Genomic DNA, 25,274 nt, shown 5'->3' on the forward strand with positions numbered 1-25,274 from the left:
CCTACATGATTGTGTAGTACATCCGGGCGCGCAGGCCTTGCGGCGGGTGGCCCGCCGTGGCAGGAGGTACGGGTGGAGGGGGATCGGCGGGAGGCCGTGACCTGGCGCAACCGCGCCCTGATGCTCTTCGACCGGGTCTCGGTGCCGGTCGCGGTGTGCGACGTGTACGGCGCCGTCCTGCTGGCCAATCCGGCGATGGCGGCGGAGTGCGGGGTGGCCCCGGGGCGGCTGCGCGGCCGGGACGTGCTGGAGGTGTTCCGCCCGCAGCAGGCGACGCAGGTGGAGCGGATCGCACAGGCGCTCAGGCTGCGGCACCGGTCGCGCTACCAGGTGTCGGTGTGCTGGGCGGCGCCCGGCGGTGCGCAGCGCTTCGGGGAGCTGACGGCGGACCCGGTGAGCGACACGGTCGAGGAGACCCCCGCGCTGCTGGTGATGCTGCGGGTGCTGGGCGAGCGCGAGCCGCATGCGCCCGCGGAGGCGCCGGCCCGGGTGACGTCGGCGGAGGCCCGCATCCTGGCGCTGCTCGCGGGTGGCGCGACCACGGCACGGGTGGCCCGCGAGACCGGGCTCACGACCGACGGCGTCACCTACCACCTGCGGCGCCTGTCCGCCCGCTGGGACGCGGCGAACCGAACGGAACTGGTGGCCCGGGCCTACGCGTTGGGCGTACTGGCCTCGGGCACGTGGCCACCGACGCCTGCGCTTGCACCGTCGGCGGACTAGGGCCTGTCGTTCGGATCATGCCGACCAGAGCGGGGCGGTGCCTCCCAGCCGGCCTGATCCAGACAACAGGCCCTGGCCGGCTCCGGAAACGTCCCGATTCCACCCGAACACGCCGGGCCCGCAAGCTCCGGCGCTCCCGGCACCAGGCCTCCCCGGCGCCTCACGTCCCGCACCGGCGCCGACCGGCCGCAGCCCAACGGCTCGGCTGCGCGCAGCACGGAGCGCAGCCGGGCACGCGCAGCACGGAGCGCAGCCGGGCAGCCGAGCCGTTGGGCAGAGACCCCCTCCCCCTCCCTCCGGCCCGTCGCGCGTCCTCCGCCCCGCGCCCTCCGGAACCGCCGGAACACACCTCGCCCCCGCGCCCCCGGCACCCCCAAGACCACTCCTACGCCACAGGCCGCCCGACACGCTCCGCCCCGCCACCGACACAGGCCGTCCCCGCCCCCTCCGGCGCCCCGAAGCGGGCCAGGGTGTGCCAGATCATCTTCAGGTCCTGAAGCTCGTAGCGGCCCGTGCGGGCCGCGTCGCCGATGATGCGCGGGTCCAGGTGGCCGTCCTCGGCGAGGTGGGCGCCGAGGTCGGCGTACCGCTGCCCGCGGTAGTCGGCGTGCTGGTGAAGCCGTGCCACGGTGATCCGGTAGCCGGGGTGCCATTCGACGGCACAGGGCAGCAGGCGGGCCGCCGACTCGACGGGAGTGCCGCGGTAGCTCGCGTCGAGGACCAGCGCCTCGACGTCCCGGACGAGGTCGACGCCGCCGTGCACCTGGGTCTCGACGTAGTCGTTGAGGGCGTCCTGTGCGTCGGCCTCGGCCAGCGCGATCAGGGACATGCCCGCGGCGACTCCGAAGTCGGCCGGCTCGGCCGCGCTGTCGGGGTAGCAGAAGGTGGCGCGGGCGAGGGTGGCGCCGGTGAGACGGAAGTGGGAGGAGCCGAACCTCGGGGCCGCGCCCACGACTTGGCGGCGGAAGTCGAGGGCGCCGTACACCGGCCGGTCCAGGGCGGGGGCGTCGTCGTAGACCCCGCCGAAGATCCGGCTCTCCCAGCGCCACCGGTCCCCGCCCGGGGGCGCGGTCAGACCGCCGTTTCCGGTGCCCGTCACGAACTGCGAGTGATACGCGCCGTCCTGGGCGAGCGCCCGCAGGATGGGCAGCCCGCGCCCGAGCCGGTCCGGGTGGAAGTTCAGCGTGATGCGCAGATCGGATGGGACGGGCGGCCCCTCGGAGCGTGCCGCCACATGCAGCAGCGCGGCCCGTGCCCGCGCCGAGCCCACGTCCTGGAAATCCACTGGCCTCTCCCCCTCGCGCCCGCCTACCCTGGCGGCCAAACCTAATACCCCTAGGTTTCAGCTTGCGACACCCAGGAGACTCACCATGAGATCACTCACCGAGCACGACATCCGCAACTCGTTCGTGAACTGCTCGAAGGGCGAGGCGAAGCGGCTGGCCGTGCCCCGGGATCTCGACGAACGCCCGTGGGACGACCTGGACTTCCTCGGCTGGCGTGATCCGGGAGCCCCCGACCGCAGCTTTCTCGTCACCGAGCGGTCCGGCGAACTCGTCGGCGTCACCCTGCGGTTCCCGTCCTCCAGGCGCGGCTTCCTGCACCGCAGCATGTGTTCCCTGTGTCTGACCACGCACCCGGGCGGCGGTGTCTCGCTGATGACCGCCCGCAAGGCCGGCACGGCGGGCCGCGAGGGCAACTCGGTGGGCGTCTACATGTGCACCGACCTGGCGTGTTCCCTCTACCTGCGCGGCAGGAAGGCCCTGGAGTCCGGGTCCCGCTTCGAGGAGAGCCTCACCCTGGAGCAGCAGATCGACCGGACGAGGGCCAATCTGGCCGCCTTCCTGGACACGCTGTACGCCTGACCCGTCGGCTACCGGTCCCGCAGCCGCGCCGCCGCCACCTCGTGCAGGTGGACCAGGACGTCGTAGCTGCGGGCGAGCGCGATGTCGTACGGGCCGTCGGGATAGGCCGTGCCGATGCCGCGCGTCGGCCGGGCCCGGCGCAGCCACTCCCCGGCCGGTGATCCGGTGACGCGCAGGTCGAGTACGTAGTCCCGGTGCCCTACCCGGTCCAGGGTCCGCTCGTTGCTTCCGGGGCCCGCCGGGCCCAGCGTCCAGCGTCGGACGACGGTGTCGTCCCGGCCGGTGGCCAGGAACGACCCGTGGTCGAAGCTCAGGCCCACGTTCACGTACCTCGCGCCGAGGCTGTCGCGCAGGAAGGCGCCCTGCACCTTCGGGATGGCGGCGGGGTTCTCCGGTACGTAGCCGACGTGGTTGTTGTGCGCCGACAGCAGGACCTTGCCGCCGGTGTGCCGGTGCCACCAGACGACGTTGGCGGCCATCGCCCCGTCCCGATAGCGCATGGCCTCGGCGATCTGCGCGGGGTCCTCGAAGTCGAAGGCGTACTGCCGGGCTGTCTGATCGATGGCGGTGGCGCTCTGCAGAGCCCGGTCGTACGCCCGTCGGCCGCTCCTGCCCGGCCCCTGATCTCCGATCAGTCGCAGCGCCTCGCCCGTGCGAGCGGCCCTCTCCATGCGCTCGGCGTACGGCGCGTCCAGGTACTGCTCGATGTACGTCCCCGTCGGCACGGTGGGCCGCAGGCCGCGGTAGAGCTCGGCGAGGCGGGCACTCGCCCCGGGATGCGCGGCGGCCACGTACGCCTCGACCGCGTCGTAGGACTCGGGGCCCGACCAGGCGATGTCGTCGCCCATGAAGCGGACGGGGTCGCCCGGGTGGCGGACGTTGTAGGTCCGCATCCACTCCACGAGCCTCAGGTAGTCGGTGTTGTTCCACCACTGGTAGTCGCGCTGGAACTCGTCGCGCATGATGCGCCGTGGGTCGCCCTCGCCGTTCAGGACGTAGCGGTCGAGGCGCAGGCCGGTGCTCCAGGGGACCTCCAGGGCGAAGGTGCGGAAGCCCTTCTCCTCGACCAGGTGCCGGAAGACGCGGTCCTTCAGAGCGAAGAAGTCGTGCGAGCCGTGGGTGGCCTCGCCCAGGCCGACGACCCGGGCGTCGCCGATCATGCGGCCGAGGGAGCGCAGATCGCGACTGTCGCCGCCCGGTTCGACGGTGCGCAGGGGGTGGGCGGCGCGGTCGAGTGCCCCGACCACGGCCGAGGCCGGGGCGGTGGTCGCGGCATTCGCCGTGGCCGGGGCGCCGGCCGGCACGACGGTGCCGAGGGTGACGAGCAGGGTCAGGAGTGAGCCGGTCCGTTGCCATGTCATGGTCCAAGGCTGTGCGTCACCGGCGGGCCGGGACCATCCGGCGGTCCACCGGATCGGGGGTGCGGACAGCCACGGGGCGCGCGGGGGGTTTTCCTCATGATCGGGCACCCTGCCCGCCCGGCGGCGAAGCGGAATGACAAACTACGTTTCCTTGCGGACAGTTGCAGTCCTCAATGAGTACCGTCGGAACATCCGTGGAAGGGAACAGCGCGACGATGCGAGACGTACGTGAATGGACGACGCCCCTGGTGCGCTTGGCGAAACGGCACCGGGACCCCGTCGTCGTCCAGGCGCTGCGTTCGTCGGCGGCGGCGACCCTCGCGTACGTCATCGCGCTGCGCCTGAGCCCCGAGGCGGCGCCGCTCACCGCGCCGCTGACCGCGCTGCTGGTCGTCCAGGTCACCCTCTACTCCACCCTCACCACCGGTATCCGCCGGGTGAACTCCGTGGTGGCGGGCGTTCTCGTCGCCATCGCCTTCAGCCTGCTGGTGGGACTGACCTGGTGGAGCCTCGGGCTGCTGATCGTGGCGGCGCTGGCCGTCGGGCATCTGGTGCGGGTCGACGAGTTCGTGCCCGAGGTGGCGATCAGCGCGATGCTGGTGCTCGGTGTGACGACCGTCGGGGACACCGCCTGGGCGCGGGTGCTGGAGACGCTGATCGGCGCGGTGGTCGGCCTCGGCTGCAACCTGCTGCTCGCTCCTCCGGTGTGGGTGGGCGAGGCCGGGGAGTCCATCGAGGGGCTGGCCCGGCGGATGCGGCAGCTGATGCTGAGCATGGGCGAGGAGGCCGCGGGCCGTACCCCCGTCGAGTCGGCGACGGCCCGGCTGTACGAGGCGCGCCGGCTCGACCACGACATCGTCGAGGTGGACGCGGCGCTGCGGCAGGCCGAGGACAGTCTGCGGCTCAATCCGCGTGTCAAGGAGGGGCTGCTGCACCGGGTCGTGCTGCGCACCGGCCTGGACACGCTGGAGATCTGCACGGTCGTCCTGCGGGTCCTGGCGCGCACCTTCACCGACCTCGCGAAGGAGCGCGATCCCGATGCCCTGTTCGCGTCGGAGACGGGCGCCGCCGTGGAGCGGCAGCTGTCGGAGATCGGCGACGCCGTGGTCAGTTTCGCGGTCCTGGTCACCACCCCGGTGAGTGTGAACGCCGATGCGGCGGAGTCCCGGCTGACCGCCGAACTGCGACAGGCCGCCGCCACCCGCGACAAGCTGGCACAGCTCCTCCTGGACGAGGCCCGGCGCGACGCCGGGCAGTGGCAGCTGCACGGCGCCGTCCTCACCGAGGTGAACCGGATCCTCGACGAGCTCGACACCGAGCACCGCTCGCGCCGCCTCCTGGAGGAACTCGACCGCGTCTCCCGTGAGCAGCGCGAACGCATGCCGCGGCTCACCCGGCTGCGGGAGAGCCTGCGCGTGCCCGCGCAACTGCGACGGAACCGCGAGGCCACCGAGCGGCGTTCAAGGTGACGAGTCCACTCGAGGCGTCGTGCCTCCGGGGACCGGCGAAGGGGGCGGGACAGTGACGGACACGACCGTGCGGATCGACGGGACCACACTGCGGCTGCCGGGCGGAGTGGCGGTGCGGTTCGTCCGCACGCTGCGGCTGCCCGAGACGGGCACGCATCCGCTGCCTCCCGGGCTCGGCGAGTTCCCCGTCCGCCGGGTGCGCGACTACCCCGGCACCGTCCCCGAGCAGTGGCGGGCGCGGGGCGGTGTGATGCTGCCGGTGTACCTGCGCGAGGCGATGTGGCTCAGCTTCTCGGGCACGCGGGAACCGGCCGCGTTGCAGGTCGGGGTGGGCAAGGTGTGCGCGGTCTCGGGCCTGCCGTGGAGCGACCGGCTCGCCCGCGATCCGCAGAACTACGTCGTGCTGCCCCGTCAGCCGTGGCTGGACGGCATCAACTCCGGGAAGGGCACGGTCCGCCAGTTCGTGGCGGTGCCGCTGGGGCTCGGCGCGACGGTCGAGGGCCAGGTGACCGGCGAGGAGGTCTGGGGCGGCGTACAACTGCAGTCGTTCGCGCTCAACGACGGGCCGCTGGCCCGGTGGCGGGAGGAGGAGCGGCGCCGGGCGGAGCGTGCCAGGGCGATGCCTCCGCCGAGCGGGGGCTACGGAGCGGCCATGTCCATGGCCGCGGCGCCCCCCGGTGGCCCGGTGCCTGCGCCGGCCTCGGCTCCCATGGCCCCGGGCCGGGCGGCCGCGGCCATGGGTCTCGGGGTCGGAGGTTCGATGCGTCAGGAGGTCTACCGGGACGACCGCCCGCCGTCGGACTGGGCCGAGCTGCCCGCGGGGCGGGTGTTCGTGCATCTGGTGACGCCGCCCGAGTGGCGCCGGATCACCGGCGAGGCGCCGCCGCCGTCGCCCGTGGACCGTGCCGCCTACACCAGGGCCGGGCTGCCCTGGTTCGACTACTACGACCAGGACGCCGGGGATCTCGCCCCCACCGACCCGCTCCAGCAGGTCAAGCCGGTCGGCGACTGGCTCGGCGACGACCACGCTCCCTGGCACCAGCCCGTGCCGCCCCAGGTGCACCCGCTGGGCGACGCACCGGGCAAACCGGTCCAGGACGGCGACTGGTAGCCGCCCGGAACGGCGCGGAGACCCGAGTCCGGGCGGGCAGGCGTTGCCCGCTGCGCGACGCCTGATGCCGCTGTTGCATCCGGCGGGTGATCCACGTCAAGGTGGTCGCGGCGGGACGAGCGACGACCTGAGGTGTACAGATGGGCAGTGAGGGCTTGAGCAGGCGCCGATTCGTCGGCGCCCTGGCGGGAACGGGCGCGGCGGCCGCGCTGCCGGGGTGTGACGACGCCCCGTCGCCAACCGGCCCGACGGGCGCGGAGGCGAGCAGGGCACCGTCGGGGAGCCGCGCCCCCTCGTCCTCCGCCCTCACCGGCCCCCGCCCGCTCTACCTCGGCACCTACACCTCCGTGGAGGGCGGCGGCAAGGGCATCGCTCTCGCCACCTACGACGCCGCGAGCGGCCGTGTCACCGGGACCGGCACGCTCACCGGCGTCGAGAACCCGTCCTACCTCGCCGCGCATCCGAACGGGCGGACGCTGTACGCGGTGAGCGAGCGTGAGGACGGCGCGGTGACCGCCATCCGCACGGCCGACCGCGAGGTGCTGGGCAGCCGGAGCACCGGTGGCGCGGGACCCTGCCACCTGTCCGTGCACCCCGGGGGGCGCTGGCTGCTCAGCGCCAACTACACCTCCGGCAGCGTGGCCGTGCACCCGGTCGACGCCTCGGGGGCGCTGGGTGAACGCACCGACCTGGTCACCCACTCACGTCCGGCGCCCGGCCCCGGACAGGAGGGCCCGCACGCCCACCAGTTCGTGACCAGCCCCGACGGCGGCCATGTGCTCGCCGTCGACCTGGGCACGGACACCGTGTACACGTACCGCCTGGACGAGAGGACGGGCCGGCTGACCGAGGTCGCGCAGGCCCACACCCGGGCGGGCGCCGGGCCGCGCCACCTGACCTTCCACCCCGGCGGCCGGCACGCGTACCTGGCCGACGAGGTCGACAACACGGTGACGGTCTGCGGGTACGAGCCGAGGACGGGCCGGCTGACGGTCGGCGACCCCCAGTCGACGGGCACGGGCTCGGGCACCAGCTACCCGGCGCAGATCCTGGTGACGTCGAACGGCGCGTACGCGTTTCTCGCCAACCGGGGCCACAACAGCCTCACGCGCTACGCGGTGGAGGCGGACGGCGCCCGGCTCCGGCTGCTGGACACGGTCCCGGTGGAGGGTGACTTCCCGCGGCAGATCGCCTTCTCACCGGACGGGACGCTGCTGTTCGCGGCGAACCAGAAGTCGAGCACCGTGAGCGTCTTCCACGTGGACGAGGACAGCGGTGAACTGCGGCTCGCGGGCGAGCCGTTCGCGTCACCCGTCGCCGTCTGCGCGCTGCCGCTGTAGGGCCCGCGGGCAGGCTGCGGCGGCCTGGGTGAGCAGGACGTGCATGCGCTCCGTGAGCTGGGCGACGTCGTCGGCGGGCCGGTGGAAGGCCAGCCGTACGTCGCCGTGGGCACGGGCGCGCTCGATGCGCAGCGTCAGTCCGTGCCGGTCGACCGCGAGGGGCTGGACGCGGACCGCGCCGTGCAGGCTGTCGGACTCGACCAGGCGGGTCAGCCGCTCGACCGCGTCGCCATGGCAGTCGGCGAGGTGGGTGAGCAGCCGGGCCTCGGCGGTGGCCAGCGGATCGGGTGCGGCGGCGGCGAACTCGTCGAGGTCGACGACCACCGCGCCGGACGGCAGGCGCAGCACCACGCGCGTGGCCCGGAACGCCAGGTGGCCGTCCTCGTGGACGAACCATCCGGCGATCCACAGCCGGGCGCGGATGCGGTTGCGCACGGGGACGGGCGCCACGTCGGCGAACTCCAGGACGGCGGACGGCTCCCCGCGGGGCGCGCAGATCGCGGCCGCGACCAGGGTGCTGTCCTCGGGCACGTGCAGCAGCACCCGACCGTCCTCGGTGACGGTGTGCGCGCCGACGAACTCCTCGCGCCCGCCCTCCGCGGTCACCGCGCAGGACCACGCGGCGGCGAGCACCGAGCGGGCCCTTTCCGCCGCGGAAGGCGCGACCGTCCAGGTCTGGCTGTCACCCATCCCAAAACCTCCTTAGGTAAGCCTTGCCTAACCTATCGAAGATCGGGGTCGAAGCCAACCACGGGCTGCCATGAATGTCGTCGATTCGGATCGGCGGGCACGGGCCAGGCGCCCAGCCCTCGGCCGCGTCGAGACGGCCGCGGCCGGCAGGCCGTCTACGTGTACGACACCCGCGACCACGCGGGCCGGCACTGTGCGACGCAGAGGAATAGAACCCTGAGTATCCACAGACAACGACGTCGGGGACGGGGGAGCCGGCCCACCGGGTGACCCCGAAGCCGATCACGCCCGCCAGGACGGCTCGCCATGCCGAGCACGGCCGGCGTGAGCAACAGGAGGTGTTCCGCTACCGGCGTCCGGATTCAGAGGACGCCCAGCAGCGCCCGGGCGCACAGGTCGCGCACCTGCTCCCGGGAGAGCTCCGCGTCACGCAGCCACTCAAGGCTCACGGCGGTGGTGAACGCCAGCCAGCCCCGCACGGCCAGCCGCAGCTCAGGCCGCTCCAGCGCGCGCGGGCCGAACTCCGGGTCGGCGGCGAGCGCCGCGAGGATCTGCCGCTCCTGCGCGGCCAACGCCCGCTGATAGACCTTTCGTACGGCCTGGTCGCCCGCGGCGTCGGCGCGGTGGAAGGCCCGGTAGCCGTGCGCGTGGGCGCGGACGTGCTCCAGATACGTGTCGAGGCCGGCGGCGAGTTGTTCGCGTACCGGCACACCGGGCACGGCCGCCGACATCCGCAGCATCCGCTCGCTCTCACGCTCGACGACGGCCGCGAAGAAGTCCCGCTTGGTCGGGAAGTAGTGGTAGAGCAGCCCGCGCGAGACCCCGGCGATCTCGGCGACCTGCTCGATCCACACCTCGTCGTAGGGGCTCTCCGAGAACAGCCGGGCACCCACCGACAACAACTGCTCCCGGCGCTCCCCGGTGCTGAGCCGACGGCGTACGCGTTCGCCCTGGTTCGCGGCCATGCCCGCACTTTACTTGACGCCGGTTCAACAGCGGGACCAGACTGGAACGCGTTGTTGAACCGGCGTACAACACGCGCAACCTGCCGCTGTATCAAGGGAGATGGGGCATGGCGGAGACCACGACGAAGGCCGCGCTGCCCGCCGGATTCCGCGGCGCCGAACAGGGCTGGCCCGAGCTGCACCGCATCCCGCACCCGCCGTACCGGCTCCCCGTGCTCGGCGACGTCGTCGGGGCCGGCAGGCACACCCCGCTGCAGGACACGCTGCGCTACGCCCGGCGGCTGGGGCCCATCTTCCGGCGCAAGGCCTTCGGCCGGGAGTTCGTGTTCACCTGGGGCTCCGGTCTGGTGGCCGACCTGGCGGACGAGTCGCGGTTCGCCAAACACGTGGGGCTGGGGGTGGCCAACCTGCGGCCGGTCGCCGGGGACGGCCTGTTCACGGCGTACAACCACGAACCCAACTGGCAGCTGGCGCACGACGTCCTGGCCCCCGGCTTCAACCGGGAGGCCATGGAGGGTTACCACTCAATGATGCTGGCCGTGGCCGGGCGGCTCACCGACCACTGGGACCGCGCACTCACCGCGGGGCGGCCGGTCGACGTGCCCGGCGACATGACCAAGCTGACCCTGGAGACGATCGCCCGGACCGGCTTCGGGCACGACTTCGGTTCCTTCGAACGCGCCCGGCCGCACCCCTTCGTGACGGCGATGGTCGGCACCCTCACCTACGCCCAGCGCCTGAACAGCGAGCCCTTCCCCCAGTTGCTGCGCCGGGCCGCCCGGCGCAACGCGGACGACATCGCCTACCTCAACCGCACGGTGGACGACCTCGTCCGGGCCCGGCGTGCGGCGAGCGGCGACGGGGGCGGTGACCTGCTGGACCGGATGCTGGAGACCGCCCACCCGCGGACCGGGGAGCGACTGTCCGCCGAGAACGTGCGCCGCCAGGTCATCACCTTCCTGGTCGCCGGCCACGAGACCACGTCGGGCGCGCTGTCCTTCGCTCTGCACTACCTCGCCCGGCACCCCGGGATCGCCGCCCGCGCCCGCGCCGAGGTGGACCAGGTGTGGGGCGACACGGCACTGCCCGGATACGACCAGGTGGCCAAACTGCGGTACGTGCGACGGGTGCTGGACGAGACGCTGCGGCTGTGGCCGACGGCGCCCGCGTTCGCCCGGGAGGCCCGGCAGGACACCGTGCTGGCGGGAACGCATCCGATGCGGCGGGGCGCCTGGACGCTGGTGATCACGCCGATGCTGCACCGCGACCGGACGGTCTGGGGTGCGGACGCCGAGGAGTTCGACCCGGACCGCTTCGAGGCGAAGGCCGTACGGTCCCGTCCACCGCACACCTTCAAGCCGTTCGGGACGGGCGCGCGGGCCTGCATCGGGCGACAGTTCGCCCTGCACGAGGCCACCCTGGTCCTCGGCCTGCTGCTGCGCCGCTACGAACTGCGGCCCGACCCGGACTACCGGCTGCGGGTGACCGAACGGCTCACACTGATGCCGGACGGACTGCGGCTGCGGCTGGAGCGCCGGGCGGCCGCGGCCGGCTCCAGGCCGTCACCCGGTGCCGCCACCGGGCGCCCGCACCGCGAGGCCGACGACGAGCGGACGTCAGAGCAGCGCTGTCCAGTGCGCGGGCCGGGTGACTGACGCCGGCAGCCGGGTGCCCAGGCCGCCCCTGGCCGCGTTCACCTGGGGCTGGGTGAGGAAGAACGCGCCGGTCAGATCCGCGTCCGTGAGGTCGGCGTCCCGCAGGTCGGCGCCGATGAGGTCCGCGCCGCGCAGGTCGGCACCGCTGAGGTCGGCGGCTATGAGGTAGGCGCCCCGGAGATTGGCGCCCCGCAGGTCCGCCCCCTTGAGCCGGGCACCCATCAGGTCGGCGCCCCGGCGGTTCTTCTTCTTGCCGCCGATGCCCGCCCGGGCCAGCTCGCTGGTTCGGAGCAGGAGCACGTTGACCTCCTGCCGGTGTGCGGCGACGTCCAGCGAGCCGAGATCCTCGGCGGATCGTCGGGTGAGCGCCTCGGTCTCGTCCAGGGCCGCACGCAGCTCGGCGCGGAGGGAACGGGCGGCCGGCAGGGCCAGCGCCTCGGTGAGGTACCAGAGGAGTTCGTGGAGCTGGCGGACGACCGGGAAGACGTCGAACATGCGCTGGGCGTCCTCGCGCGGGCCGGTACGCCAGTCCCGGCCGCCGAAGGTGAGCCGCGAGACCTTCTGTCCGGCTCCGAAGCAGTCGTAGACCGTGCAGCCGTTGAACCCCTGGTCCCGCAGTGTCGCGTGGATGCCGCAGCGGTGGTCGGTCCCGAGGTTCGAGCAGGGCTTCCCGGCCGCCTTGTCGACGGCGAAGTCCGCCGAGGCGCTGAAAGGCAGGGCGACGCAGCACAGGCCGAAGCACTGCTCGCAGTCGGCTCGCAGGTCAGGCCGGTCGGTCATGTGTTCTGGCATGGCCTCCAGCCTACTTTCCCGCAGGTCACGGTCCGGCCACGCCCGTCCGGGCCCGGAGCCGCCACCCCGCACCGCGCCGCACACCGGCCGCCCGGCCGGCGCCGCCTGCTCAGGCGACCGCGTCCGGGAGTTCGAGGCCGGTGAGACGCTCGGGGTCGGCCAGGATGTGCATCGCGACGATCCTGCCGTCGGCGACGGTGACGCCCATGACCGACAGCAGCTGCCCCTCGGAGGCGTTGAACAGGCCGACCTCGCCGTTGACGAGAGCGAGCCGGGAGTACGGGGCGAACTGCCGGAACAGCAACGCCTGGCGGGCCACCGCCTGCGCGCCGCGCACCAGCTTCGAGGCGGCCGCGCCGCCGACCAGCGCGCCGGAGTCGGCCCGCAGCACGATGTCGGGGTGCAGGACGGCCAGCAGCGCCTCGAAGTCCCCGGCGCGGCTGGCGGCCAGGAAGGCCTCGACGACCTGCCGCTGCCTGCCGAGGTCCGGCTCGGGCGAGGGCGTGGCCCCCTGGACGCGGCGCCGGGCCCTGCTGGCCAGCTGACGGGTCGCGGCCGGACTGCGCTCGACGATCTGCGCGATGTCGTCGAACGGCACCGCGAACATGTCGTGCAGGACGAACGCGAGCCGTTCCGCGGGCTCCAGCGTCTCCAGGACCACCAGGAGGGCGAGACCGACCGAGTCGGCCTCCATGACCTCCTGCTCCGGGTCGGTGCGGGTCAGCGGCCGGATCACCGGGTCGGGGACGTAGGTGTCGTCCAGCGGATCCTCGCGGCGTACGGTCCGCGAGCGCAGCATGTCGAGGCAGACCCGGCCGACGACGGTGGTGAGCCAGGCGCCGAGGCTCTGGATGCCACCGGCGTCGGTGCGGCTCAGCTTCAGCCAGGTCTCCTGGACGGCGTCCTCCGCCTCGGCCAGCGAGCCGAGCATGCGGTAGGCCACCGCCCGCAGATGTCCGCGGTGTTCCTCGAAGCGGTGCGCGAGCTGTTCCTTGTCGTTCATGACGTCCCCCCAAGACGATCACCGGTGCCGTGTGAAGGCCCGTTGATCCAATCATGTCGGCGCCTGGCTGTGAACGTCGTTTCCGCGCGGGGCGAGCGCTCAGTAGCGCTGCGCCTTGGCCAGTTTCGGTGTCAGCACCGGCTCGGCCGGCTTGCGGCTGATGGCGAGCGGCTGGGCCCTCTCTCCGGGTTCGAGGTCCTCGGCGCCCACGAACCGGGTCTCGACGGCCTTGCCCGAGCCGTCGAGGAAGTCGACCTGGACTGCGTAGGACGCCGTCCTGTCGGTCTTGTTGGTGATGGTGACGACCACGGCGAGCAGTCCGCCGGTCTCGGAGCGGGGCTTGCCGGTCATGGAGACGTCGGACATCGCGTTGCCCTGTCCGTCGACGTCCTCGAGCTCGGTCTCGGCCGCCCTGTTGGCGCGCTCCACCTCGGCCGACACCGAGGCCTCGAAGGAGGAGGCGGCGGCCGACGCGGAGGACGCCGCCGCGGAGGCCGCGGCGCGGGCCGACTCGACGGCCGCCGAGGCCTTCGACTCCAGCGCAGTGGGCGGTGTGCCGGAGAAGGAGGCCGTGTCGGGGGCGGTGGGCCGGGTGGTGGACGGCGCGTCCCCGTTGTCGCCGTCCGTGCCGCACGACGCCAGCGCGAGCGCGGCGGCCGCCGCCACCACGACGACGGCCGGCCGGGACCGGACGATGGTGACGATGCGTTCGGACATCCGAGCCTCCTGAGCCGCCGAGCCAACGAAATGCACCTTATGTCGGAACATTCGGCGCGGCATGTCGACGGTGGGGGCCCACGACGCGCGGCTCTAGCCGCCCGCTACCGGCTGAAGACCTCGAACGCGACCGCCGGTCTGCCGCCGAACCGCTCCCCCGTCGCCTCGGCGTTGCCCCTCAGGAACGTCCGCGCGTACGTCTCCGGGTCCTCGTCGGTCAGCGCCTCGATGTAGGTGCGGTGCTCGAGCAGCGAGTGCACCGCGCGTTCCATCCCCGCTGTCGCGTCCACGGCGTGCGTGGGTGTGCCGGAGCCGGCCACGGCGACCCAGCGCACGCCGTTCCAGGGCTGAAGCCCCCGCTCCTGGAGTTCCGGGAAGATCCAGCGGTTTCCCGCGTCGGCCGCCGCGTCCAGCGTGGCGCGTCCCACGGCCACGTGGTCGGGGGTGTTCCAGGCGACGCCGCCCCAGGTGTCCCGGTGGTTGAGGGTGATCACCAGCTCGGGCCGGTGTCTGCGGATCGCGGCGGCGATGTCGCGGCGCAGGGCGGTGCCGTACTCGACGGTCCCGTCCCGGTGGTCGAGGAACTCCACCGCCGACACGCCCACCACGGCCGCGCTGGCCCGCTGCTCCTGCTCGCGCAGCGGGCCGCACCTGGCGGGCTCCAGGGTGTCGATGCCCGCCTCGCCGCGGGTGGCGAGGACGTAGCCGACCTCACGGCCGGCGTCGGTCCAGGCGGCGATCGCCGCCGAGCAGCCGTACTCGAGGTCGTCCGGGTGCGCCACGACCGCCAGCGCGCGCTGCCAGTCGTCGGGCATGGGCTGGAGCTGAGTGGTCTTCGGCTCGGTCATGGCCGCAGACTAGACCGAGCCGACGACACTCGCCTGGGGCTCACGCCTCGTCGCGGGTCAGTGCCAGCAGCCGGTCCAGGACCCGCGGGCCGCCCGCGCGCACGCCGTCGTGTTCGAACTCGTCCGTGACCCAGGTGCGCAGCCCCCGGATCGCGCGGGCCGTCGCCAGGGAGTGGGCGGTGTCGACGTACATGTCGTCGTGGTAGACGGCCGCGGCGACCGGCACCTCGTTGGCGGCGAGGCGGGCGGGGTCGTACAGCGGGGTCCAGTCGGTGCGGGCGGCGAGGAGTTCGGCGGTCTCGCGCAGGGGCCGCAGTGCCGGGTCGCAGTCGAACATCCAGGGGTGGACCGACTCGCCGGTGAACAGCAGCGGTCCGTCGCCCGCGAGCGCCTTGGCCGCGTCGAACTGCGGGAACTCGGCCCGGACACGTTCGGCCGACCAGGCGGTGGGGCGCGAGTCCTGGCCGTAGATCGCCTCGTGGACGAGGGCGTACAGCGGATGGCTCGCGTACGACAGGAGGCTCTGGACCTCCTCCTGGAACGCGTCGGACAGGGCAGTGCCCTGCGGAGTGCGGACGAAGGCCTGTTCCAGGAGGAAGTGCAGCCGGTGGCTGCCCTCGCTGCCGCCGAGGAGGATGCCGAGGGACTGGAAGGCCTCCGCGGTGAGCCGGTAGCCGCCCGGGAGGACCGGTTCGTGCTGGAGGACGTACTCGGCGATCTGGCGGGCGCGGTCCACGTCCTGGGGGTAGCGCTCGTAGTGGGCGGTGACCTTGCGTTCGACGCGCGGGTAGGCGGCCCGGTAGACGTCGTCGGCGTGGGCGTCGAGCGAGGGCAGGCCGCCGGTGACGATCGCGGCGCTGAGCCCCTCGGGGGCGGTGGAGAGGTAGTTCACCGTGCAGAAGCCGCCGAAGCTCTGGCCGAGGACGGTCCAGGGGGCGCCGCCGGTGACGGCCGGACGGATCGCCTCGCAGTCCCGGACGATCGCGTCGGCGCGGAAGCGGGCGAGGTGGTCGGCCTGCTCGGCGGGGCCGCCGCGCAGCGGGAGGGTCTGTCGGTTGGCCGGGGTGGAGTGGCCGGTGCCGCGCTGGTCCAGGAGCAGGACCCGGTACTCCTTCAGAGCACGGCCGAGCCAGGCCGGCTTGCCCACGAAGCGGTTCGCCCCGAAGCCGGGGCCGCCCTGGAGGTAGACCAGCCACGGCAGGTCCTGGCCGGCCTTGTCGCTCGCGACGACCTCACGGGCGTAGAGCTCGATGCTCTCCCCCGCCGGGTCGTCGTGGTCGAGGGGCACGGTGAAGCGGCGGTCGGTGAGGACGACGCCGGGCTGGCGGTAGGTGAGGGACAACAGGGCTCCCGGGACGGACGGACGGCTGGCCGCGACCCAGTTCAGCACATGTTCGTCCGGTCACCGACCCCCGCGATCACGAAATCGTACTGAACGTCGGGTCAGCGGGCCGACAGGGAGGAGCGGCGCACCACGAGTTCCGGCTGGAGCACGACCCGCCGGTGTTCGTGGCCCCGCGGTGAGGTGTCCTCCTCCGTCTCCTCCAGCAGGAGTTCGGCGGCCAGGGCGCCCATGGTGACCGCGGGCTGGCGGACCGAGGTGAGCGGGACGGCCGCGGCGGCGGCGAACTCGATGTCGTCGTAGCCGACGATGGCGAGTTCGTCGGGGACGTCGACCCCGGCCGCGTACATGGCCTGCAGGACGCCCAGGGCGAGCAGGTCGTTGGCGCAGAACACGGCGGTCGGGCGGTCGGCGAGGCCCAGCAGACGGGCGCCGGCGTCGCGTCCCGCCGCCACGTCGAGCCGCTCGGTGGGCAGCTCGCGCAGCGCTTCGGGGCCGAGCCCGGCCTCGGCGAGCGCGTTCAGGGCGCCGGTGCGGCGGTCGCGGACCTGGTTGAGGCCGGGCGGGCCGCTGACGTAGGCGATGGAGCGGTGGCCGGCGTCGACGAGGTGGCGTACCGCCAGCGCGCCGCCCGCCACGTCGTCGACGGAGACGGAGCACTCGGTGGTGCCCTCGGCGACCCGGTCGACGAGGACGAAGGGGATGCCGTGCCGGCGGAAGGTCTCGATGTTGCGGCCGGTCGCGTCGGCGGGGGTGAGCAGGACGCCCCGCACCCGCTGCTCGGCGAAGAGCGAGAGGTACTCGGCCTCCTCCCCCGGGTTCTGGGCGCTGTTGCAGACCATCACGCCGAGGCCGGCCTCGCGCGCCGCGCGCTCGGCGCCGCGTGCGACGTCGACGAAGAAGGGGTTGCCCATGTCGAGGACGAGCAGGCCCATGATCCGGCTGCGGCCGGCGCGCAGCTGGCGCGCGGACTCACTGCGCACGTAGCCGAGCCGGTCTATCGCCGACAGCACCCGCGCGCGGGTCTCGGTGGCGACGGTGTCCGGACGGTTGATGACGTTCGAGACGGTGCCGACCGAGACTCCGGCGGCACGGGCGACGTCCTTTATACCCACCGACTGGGCCATCGGGCGGGGACCTCCAGAGAGATGAGGAGCGGCGGGTGCGCGTTCACACTACCTTCGTGGTTGTCACGCACCCGCCACTGCCGCGTCGGTCACGGTTTCCCGGTCCCGACGGTGGTGATCAGGCGGGCAGGCTGAAGTTGACCGAGCGGAGCGCCGAGGGCGTCGTGCCGCTGGACTTCTCCTGGTACATGACCGACAGGAAGTGGTCGGCACCGATCCGTGACTCGTCGAACACGACCTCGCCGAAGGCGTTCAGCCCGGCGCCGACGCCGTCGTACAGCATCGTCCAGTCGGTGTACCCCGAGGCCGCGGAAGCGCCGGCGATCCGGAGGAAGGGGAAGATCGCGTAGGCGTTGTCGTACTTGTCGAGGAACAGCTTGGTGCGCTGGCTGGAGTTCAGCGGTACCGGTATCTCGGTCTTCTGCCAGGCACCGGAGGCGTTCTTGCGGACGTGGAAGGCACGGCCGTTGGCGGTGCGGTTGGTGACGTAGTTCGTCGTGCACTGCCCGAAACGGCCGGGGACGTAGCTGATGATGGCGTGGGGGCGTCCCGCCGAGTCGGTCCACTGGCTCTCCTGGTTCATCAGGGAGTGGTCCGGGTTCAGCGCGTCGATCACCAGCCCGCTGTCGGTGACGGCCACCTTGTCGGAGCTTCCGGTGGTGCCGACGACGGAGCCCGCGTTGTTGCGCCAGGTGCGGCCTCGGTCGTCCGAGTAGACGTAGCCGGTGTCGTGGTTGGTGATGCCGCCGCCGTTGCACATCACGGCGCCGTTCTGCTCGCGCCAGGTGAAGAAGGAGTGCAGGCGCCCGTTCTTGTCGTAGTCGATGCCGTGCAGGTACATGTTGCGGGCCGTCGAGGAGCCGTGCTCGCTGGTGTAGGTGCCGGTGGAGCTGCTCCACTCGCCGAGGTTGGTCCAGGACGTGCCGTCGTACTCGGCGAGGGCGTTGCGGCCGTTGCCGGAGATGGCGACGCGGTAGCTCAGCTGGAGCTTGCCCTCGGGCGTCGATACGAACTGCGGGTAGGTGAACTGCGAGGTGAGGGCGAGGCCGTCGAGGGTGGACTGGGGAGCACCGAAGCGGCTCGTGGTCCAGCTCAGTCCGCCGGGGTTGTCCATGAGGCCGGCCACCGACTTGACGTAGGTGAAACCGTCGCTGTGGGAGTCCATGTTGAGGTGCAGCCGGCCGTCGACCTTGGAGATGCCCATGGAGATGACATTGTGGGAGTCGTCGTACCGGAGGGTGTGACCGACCTTGACGGTGGACCAGGTGTTCGAACCGAACACGCGGCGGCCGACGACGGCGTTGCGGTCGGCGGTGTACCAGACGGCGTACTGATAGCCCTTGTAGGTCAGCATCGCGTTCTTCTGGAACGCGTTGTTGTTGACCAGGCCGTTGTACGACACGAAGAAGAGGGCCTGGGTGTCGAGCGTGGTGGTACCGGTCAGCGTGACCGCGGGCCCCGGGTCGGCGGCACGGGCGGTGGACGCGCCGAGGACGGGGGTCACCACGGCGCCGGCGAGGGCGGCACCGAGCAGCGTACGTCTCTTCATCTCGGGGACTCCATTGTCGAGCGAGGTGTGGGTACGGGGAGGGGGTCTGGCGACGGGGATGTGTAACACGGTCTCAGGCGAGGTGGAACACCTCGGTGAGGGGCTTCATGGCCTCGTCGGGCCGGGCGCCGTCGAGGGACTCGAAGAACGGCGCCATCTCCTTCTGCCAGCGGGCGTTGACCTCGGCGGCCTCCATGCCGGCCAGTGCGGCCTGGAAGTCCTCGGTCTCCAGGTAGCCGACGAGCAGGCCGTCGTCACGCAGGAAGAGGGAGTAGTTGTGCCAGCCGGTGGCCGAGAGAGCTTCGAGCATCTCCGGCCACACGGCGGCGTGCCGCTCGCGGTACTCGTCGATCCGGTCCTGTCGGACTTTGAGCAGGAAACAGACGCGCTGCATGAGGTACCGCTCCTTAGCGGGGTGTTGAAGGGGACTGACGACTAGAAGTCGAACTGGTCGATGTTGTCCTTGGTGAAGACGGTCGGCTTGCCGAGGCTGATCACGCCGTCCTTGCCGATGGTGAACTCGCCCATGTCACCGGCGGTGAAGGTCTCGCCCTCCTTGCCGGTGATCTGGCCGGAGACCAGCGCCACCGAAGTGCGGGCGGCCAGCTCGCCGAGCTTCGCCGGGTCCCACAGCTCGAAGCCCTCGACAGTGCCGTTCTTGACGTACTTGCGCATGTCGTTCGGGGTGCCGAGGCCGGTCAGCTTGACCTTGCCCTTGTACTTGGAGCCCGACAGGTACTGGGCGGCCGCCTTGATGCCGACCGTGGTCGGGGAGATGATCCCCTTCAGGTTCGGGTACTCCTGGAGCAGGCCCTGGGTCTGCTGGAAGGACTTCTGGGCGTCGTCGTCACCGTAGGCGACCTTGACGAGCTTGATGTCCTTGTACTTCGGGTCCTTGAGCTCGTCCTTCATGAAGTCGATCCAGATGTTCTGGTTCGTCGCGGTCTGCGCGGCCGACAAGATCGCGATCTCGCCCTTGTAGCCGATCTGCTCGGCGAGCAGCTGGACCTCGGTGCGGCCCAGGTCCTCGGCGCTGGCCTGCGAGACGAAGGCGTTACGGCACTCCGGCTTGGTGTCGGAGTCGTAGGTGACGACCTTGATGTCGTTGCTCATGGCCTGCTTGAGCGCGGTGCACAGGGCGCCCGGGTCCTGCGCGGAGACGGCCATCGCGTCGACCTGCTGCTGGGTGAGCGTGTTGACGTAGGAGACCTGGCCGGAGGTGTCCGTGGCGCTGGACGGGCCGACCTCCTTGTAGCTGGAGCCCAGCTCCTTCAGGGCCGCCTCGCCGCCCTTGTCGGCGGAGGTGAAGTACGGGTTGTTGACCTGCTTGGGCAGGAAGCCGACGGTCAGGCCCTTCTTCAGTTCGGCGTTCGGGTCGGCCTTGCCGGTGGCGCTCGCCGAGGCCGTGTCGCTCTTGACGTCCTCCTTGGTGGTGCCACCACAGGCGGTGGCGGCGAGGGCGAAGGAGGTGACGGCGGCGAGGGCCGCACAGGAGCGGCGGAGGGTTGACTTGCGCATGAGGGTTCCTTTGTTACCGAGGGACGGGCAGGTGAGCGTGTGCGAGGTCGGCGGTGGGGGCCAGCCGTTCAGGAGACTGGAGTGGGCGCCTTTGGTACCGGCGCTGAGGCAGCTCTACGGCCGGCCCTCGCGACGGAGATCTGGCGTGCGACCCGGGGGCCGAGCACGGAGAGGACGAGCAGGACGCCGGTGACGACGATCTGCGACTGGGCGGAGACGTCCTGGAGGCTCATCACGTTCTGCAGCGCGCCGAGCAGGAAGACTCCCGCGATCGCGCCGCCGAGCGTGCCCTTGCCGCCGTCGAAGTCGATGCCACCGAGCAACACGGCCGCGACGACCGAGAGTTCGAGTCCCGTCGCGTTGTCGAAGCGGGCACTGGCGTAGTGCAGGGCCCAGAAGACGCCGGTGAGGGAGGCCATCAGGCCGGTCACCGTGAACAGGACCAGCTTCTGCCGCTTGACGCGGATGCCGGAGAAGCGCGCGGCCTCCTCGCTGGCGCCGATCGCGTAGAGGGAGCGCCCGAAGGGGGTGAGGTGCAGGGCGACCACGGCGATGACGAGCAGCACCAGGAAGGGGAGGAAGGCCTGCGGGACGAAGCTCTCGCCGATCCGGCCGGCCGCGAAGTCCAGGTACTGCGTGGGGAAGTCGGTCACCGCGTCGGAGCCGAGCACGATCTGTGCGATGCCCCGGTAGGCGGCGAGGGTACCGATGGTGACGGCGAGGGAGGACAGGCCGAGCCGGGTGACCAGCAGGCCGTTGATCAGTCCGCAGACCACGCCGAGGAGCAGGCAGATCGGGATGATCGCCTCGATGGTCATGCCCTGGTTCCACAGGGCGCCCATCACCGCGCCGGACAGACCGGCGGTGGAGGCGACCGACAGGTCGATCTCGCCGGCGACCACGAGCAGCGTCATCGGGAGGGCGATCAGCGCGATCGGCAGGGTGTTGCCGATGAGGAAGGACAGGTTGAGCGCGTTCCCGAAGCCGTCGACGGTGGTGAAGGACAGCAGGAGCACGACGATCAGGAGCGCGCCGACGGCTGAATCCCACCTTTTCAAGGCGGACCCGCGACTCGCGCGTGACAGGGTGGAGTCAGCCATGGCGGGCGTTCCTCTTCTTCAGAGCGGCCGCCACCCGCAGCGCGACCACACGGTCCACGGCGATGGCGAGGATGAGCAGGATGCCGTTGATCGCGAGTACCCAGACCGAGCTGACGCCGAGGGCGGGCAGCACGCTGTTGATGGAGGTCAGCAGCAAGGCGCCCAGGGCCGCCCCGTAGACGCTGCCGGATCCGCCGGTGAAGACGACGCCGCCGACCACGACCGCGCTGACGACGGTCAGTTCGTAGCCGTTGCCCGTGCCGGAGTCGACGTTCCCGAACCGGGCCAGGTACAGCGCACCCGCGAGTCCGGCGAGGGCGCCGCAGAAGGTGTACGCGACCAGGATCCGCTTGCGCACCGGGATACCGGCGAGACGGGCGGCCTCCGGGTTGGAGCCGAGCGCGTACAGCTCGCGGCCGCTGCCGAAGTGCTTGAGGTAGTACGCCGTCGCCACCAGCACCACCAGGGCGATCAGCGCCAGGTACGGCACGGCGGACAGTCCGCCGGAGCCGAAGTCCACGAAGCCGTCGGGCAGGTCGGCCGCGGTGATCTGCCGGGAGCCGACCCAGATCGAGTCGATGCCCCGGATGATGTAGAGCGTGCCGAGGGTCACGACTAGCGCGGGCACCTGGCCGAGGCTCACGAGAAGGCCGTTGAGCAGGCCGAAGCCGATGCCCAGAAGGACCGCCAGGGCCACGGCCACGACCGGGTTCCCGCCGCCCTGGAGATACGTACCGGCGGCGAAGGCGCTGATGCCGAGGGTGGAGCCGACCGACAGGTCGACGTTCCGCGTGATCACGACCAGCGACTGGCCGACGGCGACCAGCACCAGGATGGTCGCGTTGAGCAGCAGGTCCTTGATGCCCTGCTCGGTCAGGAACTCGCTGTTGCCCAGCTGGGTGACGACGATCATCACCAGGAAGACGGCCAGGATGGCGAGTTCACGCATCTTGAAGACGCGGTCCACCAGCCGGGTGCCACTGGACTTGGGCACCTCGGCGACGGGGGTGTTCTGAGGGGTGGTCACCGTCATGCGGCGGCCCTCCCGGTGGCTGCGGCCATCACGGATTCCTCGGTGGCTTCGGAGCGAGGGATCTCGGCGGTGAGCCGGCCCTCGTGCATCACGAGCACGCGGTCGGCCATACCGAGGATCTCGGGCAGGTCGGAGGAGATCATCAGCACGGCCACGCCGTCGGCGGCGAGCCGGCTGAGGAGGCGGTGCACCTCGGCCTTCGTACCGACGTCGATGCCCCGGGTGGGCTCGTCGACGATCAGCACCTTCGGGCCGGTGGCGAGCCACTTGGCGAGGACGACCTTCTGCTGGTTGCCGCCGGACAGGGTGTTGACGGTGTCGGCGATCCGGGCGTACTTCACCTGGAGCCTGACGGCCCAGTCGAGGGAGCGGCTGCGCTCGGCGCCGCGGTCGACGAGCCCGGCCTTCACCGTCGTACGGAGTCCGGTGAGCCCGATGTTCCGCTCGATGGACATGTCCATCACCAGGCCCTGGGCGCGGCGGTCCTCGGGGACCAGGGCGAGCCCGGCGGCCATCGCGGTGGACGGGGCGCCGTTGGTGAGCGCCTTGCCGTCGATGTCGACCTCGCCCGCGTCCCAGCGGTCGATGCCGAAGACGGCCCGCGCCACCTCCGTACGGCCGGCTCCGACGAGGCCGGCCAGTCCGACGATCTCGCCACGGCGGACGTCGAAGGAGACGTCGGTGAAGACACCCTCGCGGGTCAGCCGGCGCACGCTCAGCGCGACTTCGCCGGCCTCGACCTCCTGCTTGGGGTACAGCTCGTCGAGGTCGCGGCCGACCATGCGGCGGACCAGGTCGTCCTCGGTCATCCCGTCGACCGGTTCGCTGGAGATCCAGGCGCCGTCGCGCAGGGTGGTGACCCGCCGGCAGATCTGGAAGATCTCCTCCAGGCGGTGGGAGATGAACAGGATGGCCGAGCCCTGCTCGCGCAGGGTGCGCACGACGCCGAAGAGCCGGGCCACCTCACTGCCGGTGAGAGCCGCCGTCGGCTCGTCCATGATCAGGACGCGGGCGTCGAAGGAGAGCGCCTTGGCGATCTCGACGATCTGCTGGTCGGCGATGGACAGGCCGCGGGCGGGGCGGTCGGGGTCGAGTTCGACGCCGAGCCGCTGCATCAGGGCCAGGGTCGCGGCGTGCGTGGCCTTGTGGTCGATCCGGCCGAGTGCGCGCCGTGGCTGGCGGCCCATGAAGATGTTCTCGGCGATCGACAGGTCGGGAAAGAGCGTGGGCTCCTGGTAGATCACGGCGATACCGGCGTCGCGGGCGTCGCCGGGGCCGTGGAAGAGAACGGGCTCGCCATCGAGCAGCACCTGGCCGGCGTCGGGTCGGTGCACCCCGGCGAGCGTCTTGATGAGGGTGGACTTGCCCGCGCCGTTCTCACCGGCGAGGGCATGTACCTCGCCGGGGAACAGCTCCAGGGAAACGTCCCGCAGTGCGCGCACCGCTCCGAAGGACTTGGAAACGTCCTTGAGCGACAGCACCGGGGCCGGACCCGCTTCGGACGGGTGGGTCATGGGGGCTCCTCGACAACGCCGGCGGAGGCCGTCACAGCGTCATGAAAGGTTTCAACTCGGTTGCCGGGACGTTAGGCATGCAGCGCATGTCACGTCAATGGGTTCGTGTCGAAAACATTTCGATGCGGGTAGGTCACGGCGTGGTCACGAGCAAAACTCTGGGTCACAGGCCTTGACACCCCTCCAGGGGGCTCATAACTTCGCCTCTTGAATCGTTTCATCCTGAAGCCTTTTCAGGAGACTTTCCGACCCGACGTCACAGGAGCCCCGAAGTGACCGAACTCGCCGCCGTGAAGGCCGCTCTAAAGACTCAGGCAGTGGAGACGCCGTCGTGGGCGTACGGGAACTCGGGAACGCGTTTCAAGGTGTTCGCGCAACCGGGTGTCCCCCGTGATCCATGGGAGAAGCTCGCGGATGCCGCGAAGGTCCACGAGTACACGGGCGTGGCCCCGACGGTCGCCCTGCACATCCCCTGGGACAAGGTCGACGACTATGCGGCGCTCGCGAAGTACGCCGAGGAGCGGGGCGTGAAGCTGGGCGCGATCAACTCCAACACCTTCCAGGACGACGCCTACAAGCTGGGCAGCATCTGCCACCCGGACGCGGCGGTGCGGCGCAAGGCGGTGGACCACCTGCTGGAGTGCGTGGACATCATGGACGCGACCGGTTCGCGGGATCTGAAGCTGTGGTTCGCGGACGGGACGAACTACCCCGGGCAGGACGACATCCGCGAGCGGCAGGACCGGCTCGCGGAGGGGCTGGCGGAGGTGTACGGGCGGCTCGGCGACGACCAGCGGATGCTGCTGGAGTACAAGTTCTTCGAGCCCGCGTTCTACACGACCGACGTACCGGACTGGGGCACGGCCTACTCCCACTGCCTCAAGCTCGGCGAGAAGGCCCAGGTCGTCGTCGACACCGGCCACCACGCACCGGGTACCAACATCGAGTTCATCGTCGCCACGCTGCTGCGGGAGGGGAAGCTCGGGGCGTTCGACTTCAACTCGCGGTTCTACGCGGACGACGACCTGATGGTGGGCGCCGCCGATCCGTTCCAGCTGTTCCGGATCATGTACGAGGTGATCCGCGGCGGCGGGTTCACGCCCGAGGTCGCTTTCATGCTCGACCAGTGCCACAACATCGAGGCGAAGATCCCCGCGATCATCCGCTCGGTGATGAACGTCCAGGAGGCCACGGCGAAGGCCCTGCTCGTGGACCGGGCGGCACTGGACGTGGCGCAGCGCTCGGGTGACGTGCTCGAGGCGAACGCCGTGATCATGGACGCGTACAACACCGACGTACGGCCGCTGCTCGCCTCGCTTCGCGAGGACATGGGGCTCGACCCCGACCCGATGGCCGCGTACAGGCGGTCCGGGTGGGCCGCGAAGATCGTCGCGGAGCGGGTCGGTGGCCAGCAGGCCGGTTGGGGGGCGTGAGCTCCTGCCCGGACCCGTCGTCCGCGGGCCGCGGGCCGTCAGCGGCCGCCGCGCCCACCCGGCGGAGCCGCACATCGCCACGGCCCCGCGCCCCCAGGGAAACGCACTCACCCTCTTTC

The 25,274-nt window shown here is 71.6% G+C and carries 23 protein-coding genes; 7 read left to right on the forward strand and 16 right to left on the reverse strand.

Annotated features, from left to right (window positions below; all coding sequences use genetic code 11):
- Positions 1-120: 120 nt before the first annotated feature.
- Positions 121-723, forward strand: a complete 603-nt coding sequence (locus AQJ84_RS21790) for a helix-turn-helix transcriptional regulator (protein WP_198536270.1) — start codon at positions 121-123, stop codon at positions 721-723.
- 385 nt (positions 724-1,108) lie between these two features.
- On the opposite strand, the gene AQJ84_RS21795 is transcribed toward AQJ84_RS21790, so the two are convergent.
- Positions 1,109-2,008 (reverse strand): DUF3626 domain-containing protein, encoded by a 900-nt coding sequence (locus AQJ84_RS21795; protein ID WP_053190453.1) that lies wholly within the window; start codon positions 2,006-2,008, stop codon positions 1,109-1,111.
- Positions 2,009-2,093: 85 nt separating this feature from the next.
- On the opposite strand from AQJ84_RS21795, the gene AQJ84_RS21800 reads away from it, so the two are divergent.
- Positions 2,094-2,588, forward strand: coding sequence for an FBP domain-containing protein (locus AQJ84_RS21800; protein ID WP_030043944.1), 495 nt, complete (start codon positions 2,094-2,096; stop codon positions 2,586-2,588).
- 8 nt (positions 2,589-2,596) lie between these two features.
- On the opposite strand, the gene AQJ84_RS21805 is transcribed toward AQJ84_RS21800, so the two are convergent.
- Positions 2,597-3,949 (reverse strand): erythromycin esterase family protein, encoded by a 1,353-nt coding sequence (locus AQJ84_RS21805; protein WP_030043945.1) that lies wholly within the window; start codon positions 3,947-3,949, stop codon positions 2,597-2,599.
- 215 nt (positions 3,950-4,164) lie between these two features.
- On the opposite strand from AQJ84_RS21805, the gene AQJ84_RS21810 reads away from it, so the two are divergent.
- The 3 genes from AQJ84_RS21810 (at position 4,165) to AQJ84_RS21820 (ending at position 7,869) form a co-directional block, all read left to right on the forward strand.
- Positions 4,165-5,418 (forward strand): FUSC family protein, encoded by a 1,254-nt coding sequence (locus tag AQJ84_RS21810; RefSeq protein ID WP_030043946.1) that lies wholly within the window; start codon positions 4,165-4,167, stop codon positions 5,416-5,418.
- Positions 5,419-5,470: 52 nt separating this feature from the next.
- On the forward strand, positions 5,471-6,529 hold the full coding sequence (locus AQJ84_RS21815; RefSeq protein WP_030043947.1) for a hypothetical protein: 1,059 nt from the start codon (positions 5,471-5,473) through the stop codon (positions 6,527-6,529).
- A gap of 140 nt (positions 6,530-6,669) precedes the next feature.
- Positions 6,670-7,869 carry a lactonase family protein gene (locus tag AQJ84_RS21820; protein WP_053190452.1) on the forward strand — a complete coding sequence of 400 codons (1,200 nt, stop codon included), beginning with the start codon at positions 6,670-6,672 and terminating at the stop codon, positions 7,867-7,869.
- Here AQJ84_RS21820 and AQJ84_RS21825 read toward each other — a convergent pair.
- Both AQJ84_RS21825 and AQJ84_RS21830 read right to left on the reverse strand, forming a co-directional pair.
- Positions 7,837-8,559: a DUF2470 domain-containing protein gene (locus AQJ84_RS21825; protein WP_030043949.1), complete on the reverse strand. Its 723-nt coding sequence runs from the start codon at positions 8,557-8,559 to the stop codon at positions 7,837-7,839. The two genes, AQJ84_RS21820 and AQJ84_RS21825, sit on opposite strands and share 33 nt — an antisense overlap.
- Before the next feature lie 362 nt (positions 8,560-8,921).
- Positions 8,922-9,524 (reverse strand): TetR/AcrR family transcriptional regulator, encoded by a 603-nt coding sequence (locus AQJ84_RS21830; protein ID WP_030043950.1) that lies wholly within the window; start codon positions 9,522-9,524, stop codon positions 8,922-8,924.
- A gap of 107 nt (positions 9,525-9,631) precedes the next feature.
- On the opposite strand from AQJ84_RS21830, the gene AQJ84_RS21835 reads away from it, so the two are divergent.
- The gene (locus AQJ84_RS21835) at positions 9,632-11,179 is read left to right on the forward strand and encodes a cytochrome P450 (RefSeq protein WP_053190451.1); all 1,548 of its coding nucleotides are present in this window, start codon (positions 9,632-9,634) and stop codon (positions 11,177-11,179) included.
- Here the strand turns inward: AQJ84_RS21835 and AQJ84_RS21840 are convergent.
- The 12 genes from AQJ84_RS21840 to AQJ84_RS21895 form a co-directional block, all read right to left on the reverse strand.
- Positions 11,141-11,971 (reverse strand): pentapeptide repeat-containing protein, encoded by an 831-nt coding sequence (locus tag AQJ84_RS21840; RefSeq protein WP_030043952.1) that lies wholly within the window; start codon positions 11,969-11,971, stop codon positions 11,141-11,143. The two genes, AQJ84_RS21835 and AQJ84_RS21840, sit on opposite strands and share 39 nt — an antisense overlap.
- Before the next feature lie 109 nt (positions 11,972-12,080).
- On the reverse strand, positions 12,081-12,974 hold the full coding sequence (gene sigJ / locus AQJ84_RS21845; protein WP_030043953.1) for an RNA polymerase sigma factor SigJ: 894 nt from the start codon (positions 12,972-12,974) through the stop codon (positions 12,081-12,083).
- 99 nt (positions 12,975-13,073) lie between these two features.
- Positions 13,074-13,691 carry an FxLYD domain-containing protein gene (locus tag AQJ84_RS21850; protein WP_053190450.1) on the reverse strand — a complete coding sequence of 206 codons (618 nt, stop codon included), beginning with the start codon at positions 13,689-13,691 and terminating at the stop codon, positions 13,074-13,076.
- Between the two features lie 104 nt (positions 13,692-13,795).
- Positions 13,796-14,539 (reverse strand): PIG-L deacetylase family protein, encoded by a 744-nt coding sequence (locus AQJ84_RS21855; RefSeq protein WP_053190449.1) that lies wholly within the window; start codon positions 14,537-14,539, stop codon positions 13,796-13,798.
- Between the two features lie 40 nt (positions 14,540-14,579).
- Positions 14,580-15,881 (reverse strand): alpha/beta fold hydrolase, encoded by a 1,302-nt coding sequence (locus AQJ84_RS21860; protein WP_030043957.1) that lies wholly within the window; start codon positions 15,879-15,881, stop codon positions 14,580-14,582.
- A gap of 101 nt (positions 15,882-15,982) precedes the next feature.
- Positions 15,983-17,008 (reverse strand): LacI family DNA-binding transcriptional regulator, encoded by a 1,026-nt coding sequence (locus AQJ84_RS21865; protein ID WP_030043958.1) that lies wholly within the window; start codon positions 17,006-17,008, stop codon positions 15,983-15,985.
- A 118-nt stretch (positions 17,009-17,126) separates the two neighbouring features.
- Positions 17,127-18,557 carry a BNR repeat-containing protein gene (locus AQJ84_RS21870; protein ID WP_030043959.1) on the reverse strand — a complete coding sequence of 477 codons (1,431 nt, stop codon included), beginning with the start codon at positions 18,555-18,557 and terminating at the stop codon, positions 17,127-17,129.
- A 73-nt stretch (positions 18,558-18,630) separates the two neighbouring features.
- Positions 18,631-18,951 carry an L-rhamnose mutarotase gene (locus tag AQJ84_RS21875; RefSeq protein WP_030043960.1) on the reverse strand — a complete coding sequence of 107 codons (321 nt, stop codon included), beginning with the start codon at positions 18,949-18,951 and terminating at the stop codon, positions 18,631-18,633.
- Between the two features lie 41 nt (positions 18,952-18,992).
- Complete coding sequence (gene rhaS, locus AQJ84_RS21880; protein WP_030043961.1) at positions 18,993-20,075, reverse strand: rhamnose ABC transporter substrate-binding protein; 1,083 nt, start codon at positions 20,073-20,075, stop codon at positions 18,993-18,995.
- 68 nt (positions 20,076-20,143) lie between these two features.
- Positions 20,144-21,175, reverse strand: coding sequence for an ABC transporter permease (locus AQJ84_RS21885; protein ID WP_030043962.1), 1,032 nt, complete (start codon positions 21,173-21,175; stop codon positions 20,144-20,146).
- Complete coding sequence (locus tag AQJ84_RS21890; RefSeq protein WP_030043963.1) at positions 21,168-22,208, reverse strand: ABC transporter permease; 1,041 nt, start codon at positions 22,206-22,208, stop codon at positions 21,168-21,170. The genes AQJ84_RS21885 and AQJ84_RS21890 overlap by 8 nt, the downstream gene beginning before the upstream one ends.
- Positions 22,205-23,722, reverse strand: coding sequence for a sugar ABC transporter ATP-binding protein (locus AQJ84_RS21895; RefSeq protein WP_030043964.1), 1,518 nt, complete (start codon positions 23,720-23,722; stop codon positions 22,205-22,207). Before AQJ84_RS21895 ends, AQJ84_RS21890 begins: the two co-directional genes overlap by 4 nt.
- 272 nt (positions 23,723-23,994) lie before the next feature.
- Between AQJ84_RS21895 and rhaI the strand changes: the two genes are divergently transcribed.
- Positions 23,995-25,155, forward strand: coding sequence for an L-rhamnose isomerase (rhaI, locus tag AQJ84_RS21900; RefSeq protein ID WP_030043965.1), 1,161 nt, complete (start codon positions 23,995-23,997; stop codon positions 25,153-25,155).
- Positions 25,156-25,274: the final 119 nt, after the last annotated feature.

Source organism: Streptomyces resistomycificus (genome assembly GCF_001514265.1).
GTDB classification, from domain to species: Bacteria; Actinomycetota; Actinomycetes; order Streptomycetales; family Streptomycetaceae; genus Streptomyces; species Streptomyces resistomycificus.

Coding starts and splice junctions, on each gene's coding strand:
- AQJ84_RS21790 (WP_198536270.1), top strand. CDS start 121: ATGCTCTTCGACCGGGTCTCGGTGCCGGTCGCGGTGTGCGACGTGTAC.
- AQJ84_RS21800 (WP_030043944.1), top strand. CDS start 2,094: ATGAGATCACTCACCGAGCACGACATCCGCAACTCGTTCGTGAACTGC.
- AQJ84_RS21805 (WP_030043945.1), bottom strand. CDS start 3,949: ATGACATGGCAACGGACCGGCTCACTCCTGACCCTGCTCGTCACCCTC.
- AQJ84_RS21810 (WP_030043946.1), top strand. CDS start 4,165: ATGCGAGACGTACGTGAATGGACGACGCCCCTGGTGCGCTTGGCGAAA.
- AQJ84_RS21820 (WP_053190452.1), top strand. CDS start 6,670: ATGGGCAGTGAGGGCTTGAGCAGGCGCCGATTCGTCGGCGCCCTGGCG.
- AQJ84_RS21825 (WP_030043949.1), bottom strand. CDS start 8,559: ATGGGTGACAGCCAGACCTGGACGGTCGCGCCTTCCGCGGCGGAAAGG.
- AQJ84_RS21830 (WP_030043950.1), bottom strand. CDS start 9,524: ATGGCCGCGAACCAGGGCGAACGCGTACGCCGTCGGCTCAGCACCGGG.
- AQJ84_RS21835 (WP_053190451.1), top strand. CDS start 9,632: ATGGCGGAGACCACGACGAAGGCCGCGCTGCCCGCCGGATTCCGCGGC.
- AQJ84_RS21840 (WP_030043952.1), bottom strand. CDS start 11,971: ATGCCAGAACACATGACCGACCGGCCTGACCTGCGAGCCGACTGCGAG.
- sigJ (WP_030043953.1), bottom strand. CDS start 12,974: ATGAACGACAAGGAACAGCTCGCGCACCGCTTCGAGGAACACCGCGGA.
- AQJ84_RS21850 (WP_053190450.1), bottom strand. CDS start 13,691: ATGTCCGAACGCATCGTCACCATCGTCCGGTCCCGGCCGGCCGTCGTC.
- AQJ84_RS21855 (WP_053190449.1), bottom strand. CDS start 14,539: ATGACCGAGCCGAAGACCACTCAGCTCCAGCCCATGCCCGACGACTGG.
- AQJ84_RS21865 (WP_030043958.1), bottom strand. CDS start 17,008: ATGGCCCAGTCGGTGGGTATAAAGGACGTCGCCCGTGCCGCCGGAGTC.
- AQJ84_RS21870 (WP_030043959.1), bottom strand. CDS start 18,557: ATGAAGAGACGTACGCTGCTCGGTGCCGCCCTCGCCGGCGCCGTGGTG.
- AQJ84_RS21875 (WP_030043960.1), bottom strand. CDS start 18,951: ATGCAGCGCGTCTGTTTCCTGCTCAAAGTCCGACAGGACCGGATCGAC.
- rhaS (WP_030043961.1), bottom strand. CDS start 20,075: ATGCGCAAGTCAACCCTCCGCCGCTCCTGTGCGGCCCTCGCCGCCGTC.
- AQJ84_RS21885 (WP_030043962.1), bottom strand. CDS start 21,175: ATGGCTGACTCCACCCTGTCACGCGCGAGTCGCGGGTCCGCCTTGAAA.
- AQJ84_RS21890 (WP_030043963.1), bottom strand. CDS start 22,208: ATGACGGTGACCACCCCTCAGAACACCCCCGTCGCCGAGGTGCCCAAG.
- AQJ84_RS21895 (WP_030043964.1), bottom strand. CDS start 23,722: ATGACCCACCCGTCCGAAGCGGGTCCGGCCCCGGTGCTGTCGCTCAAG.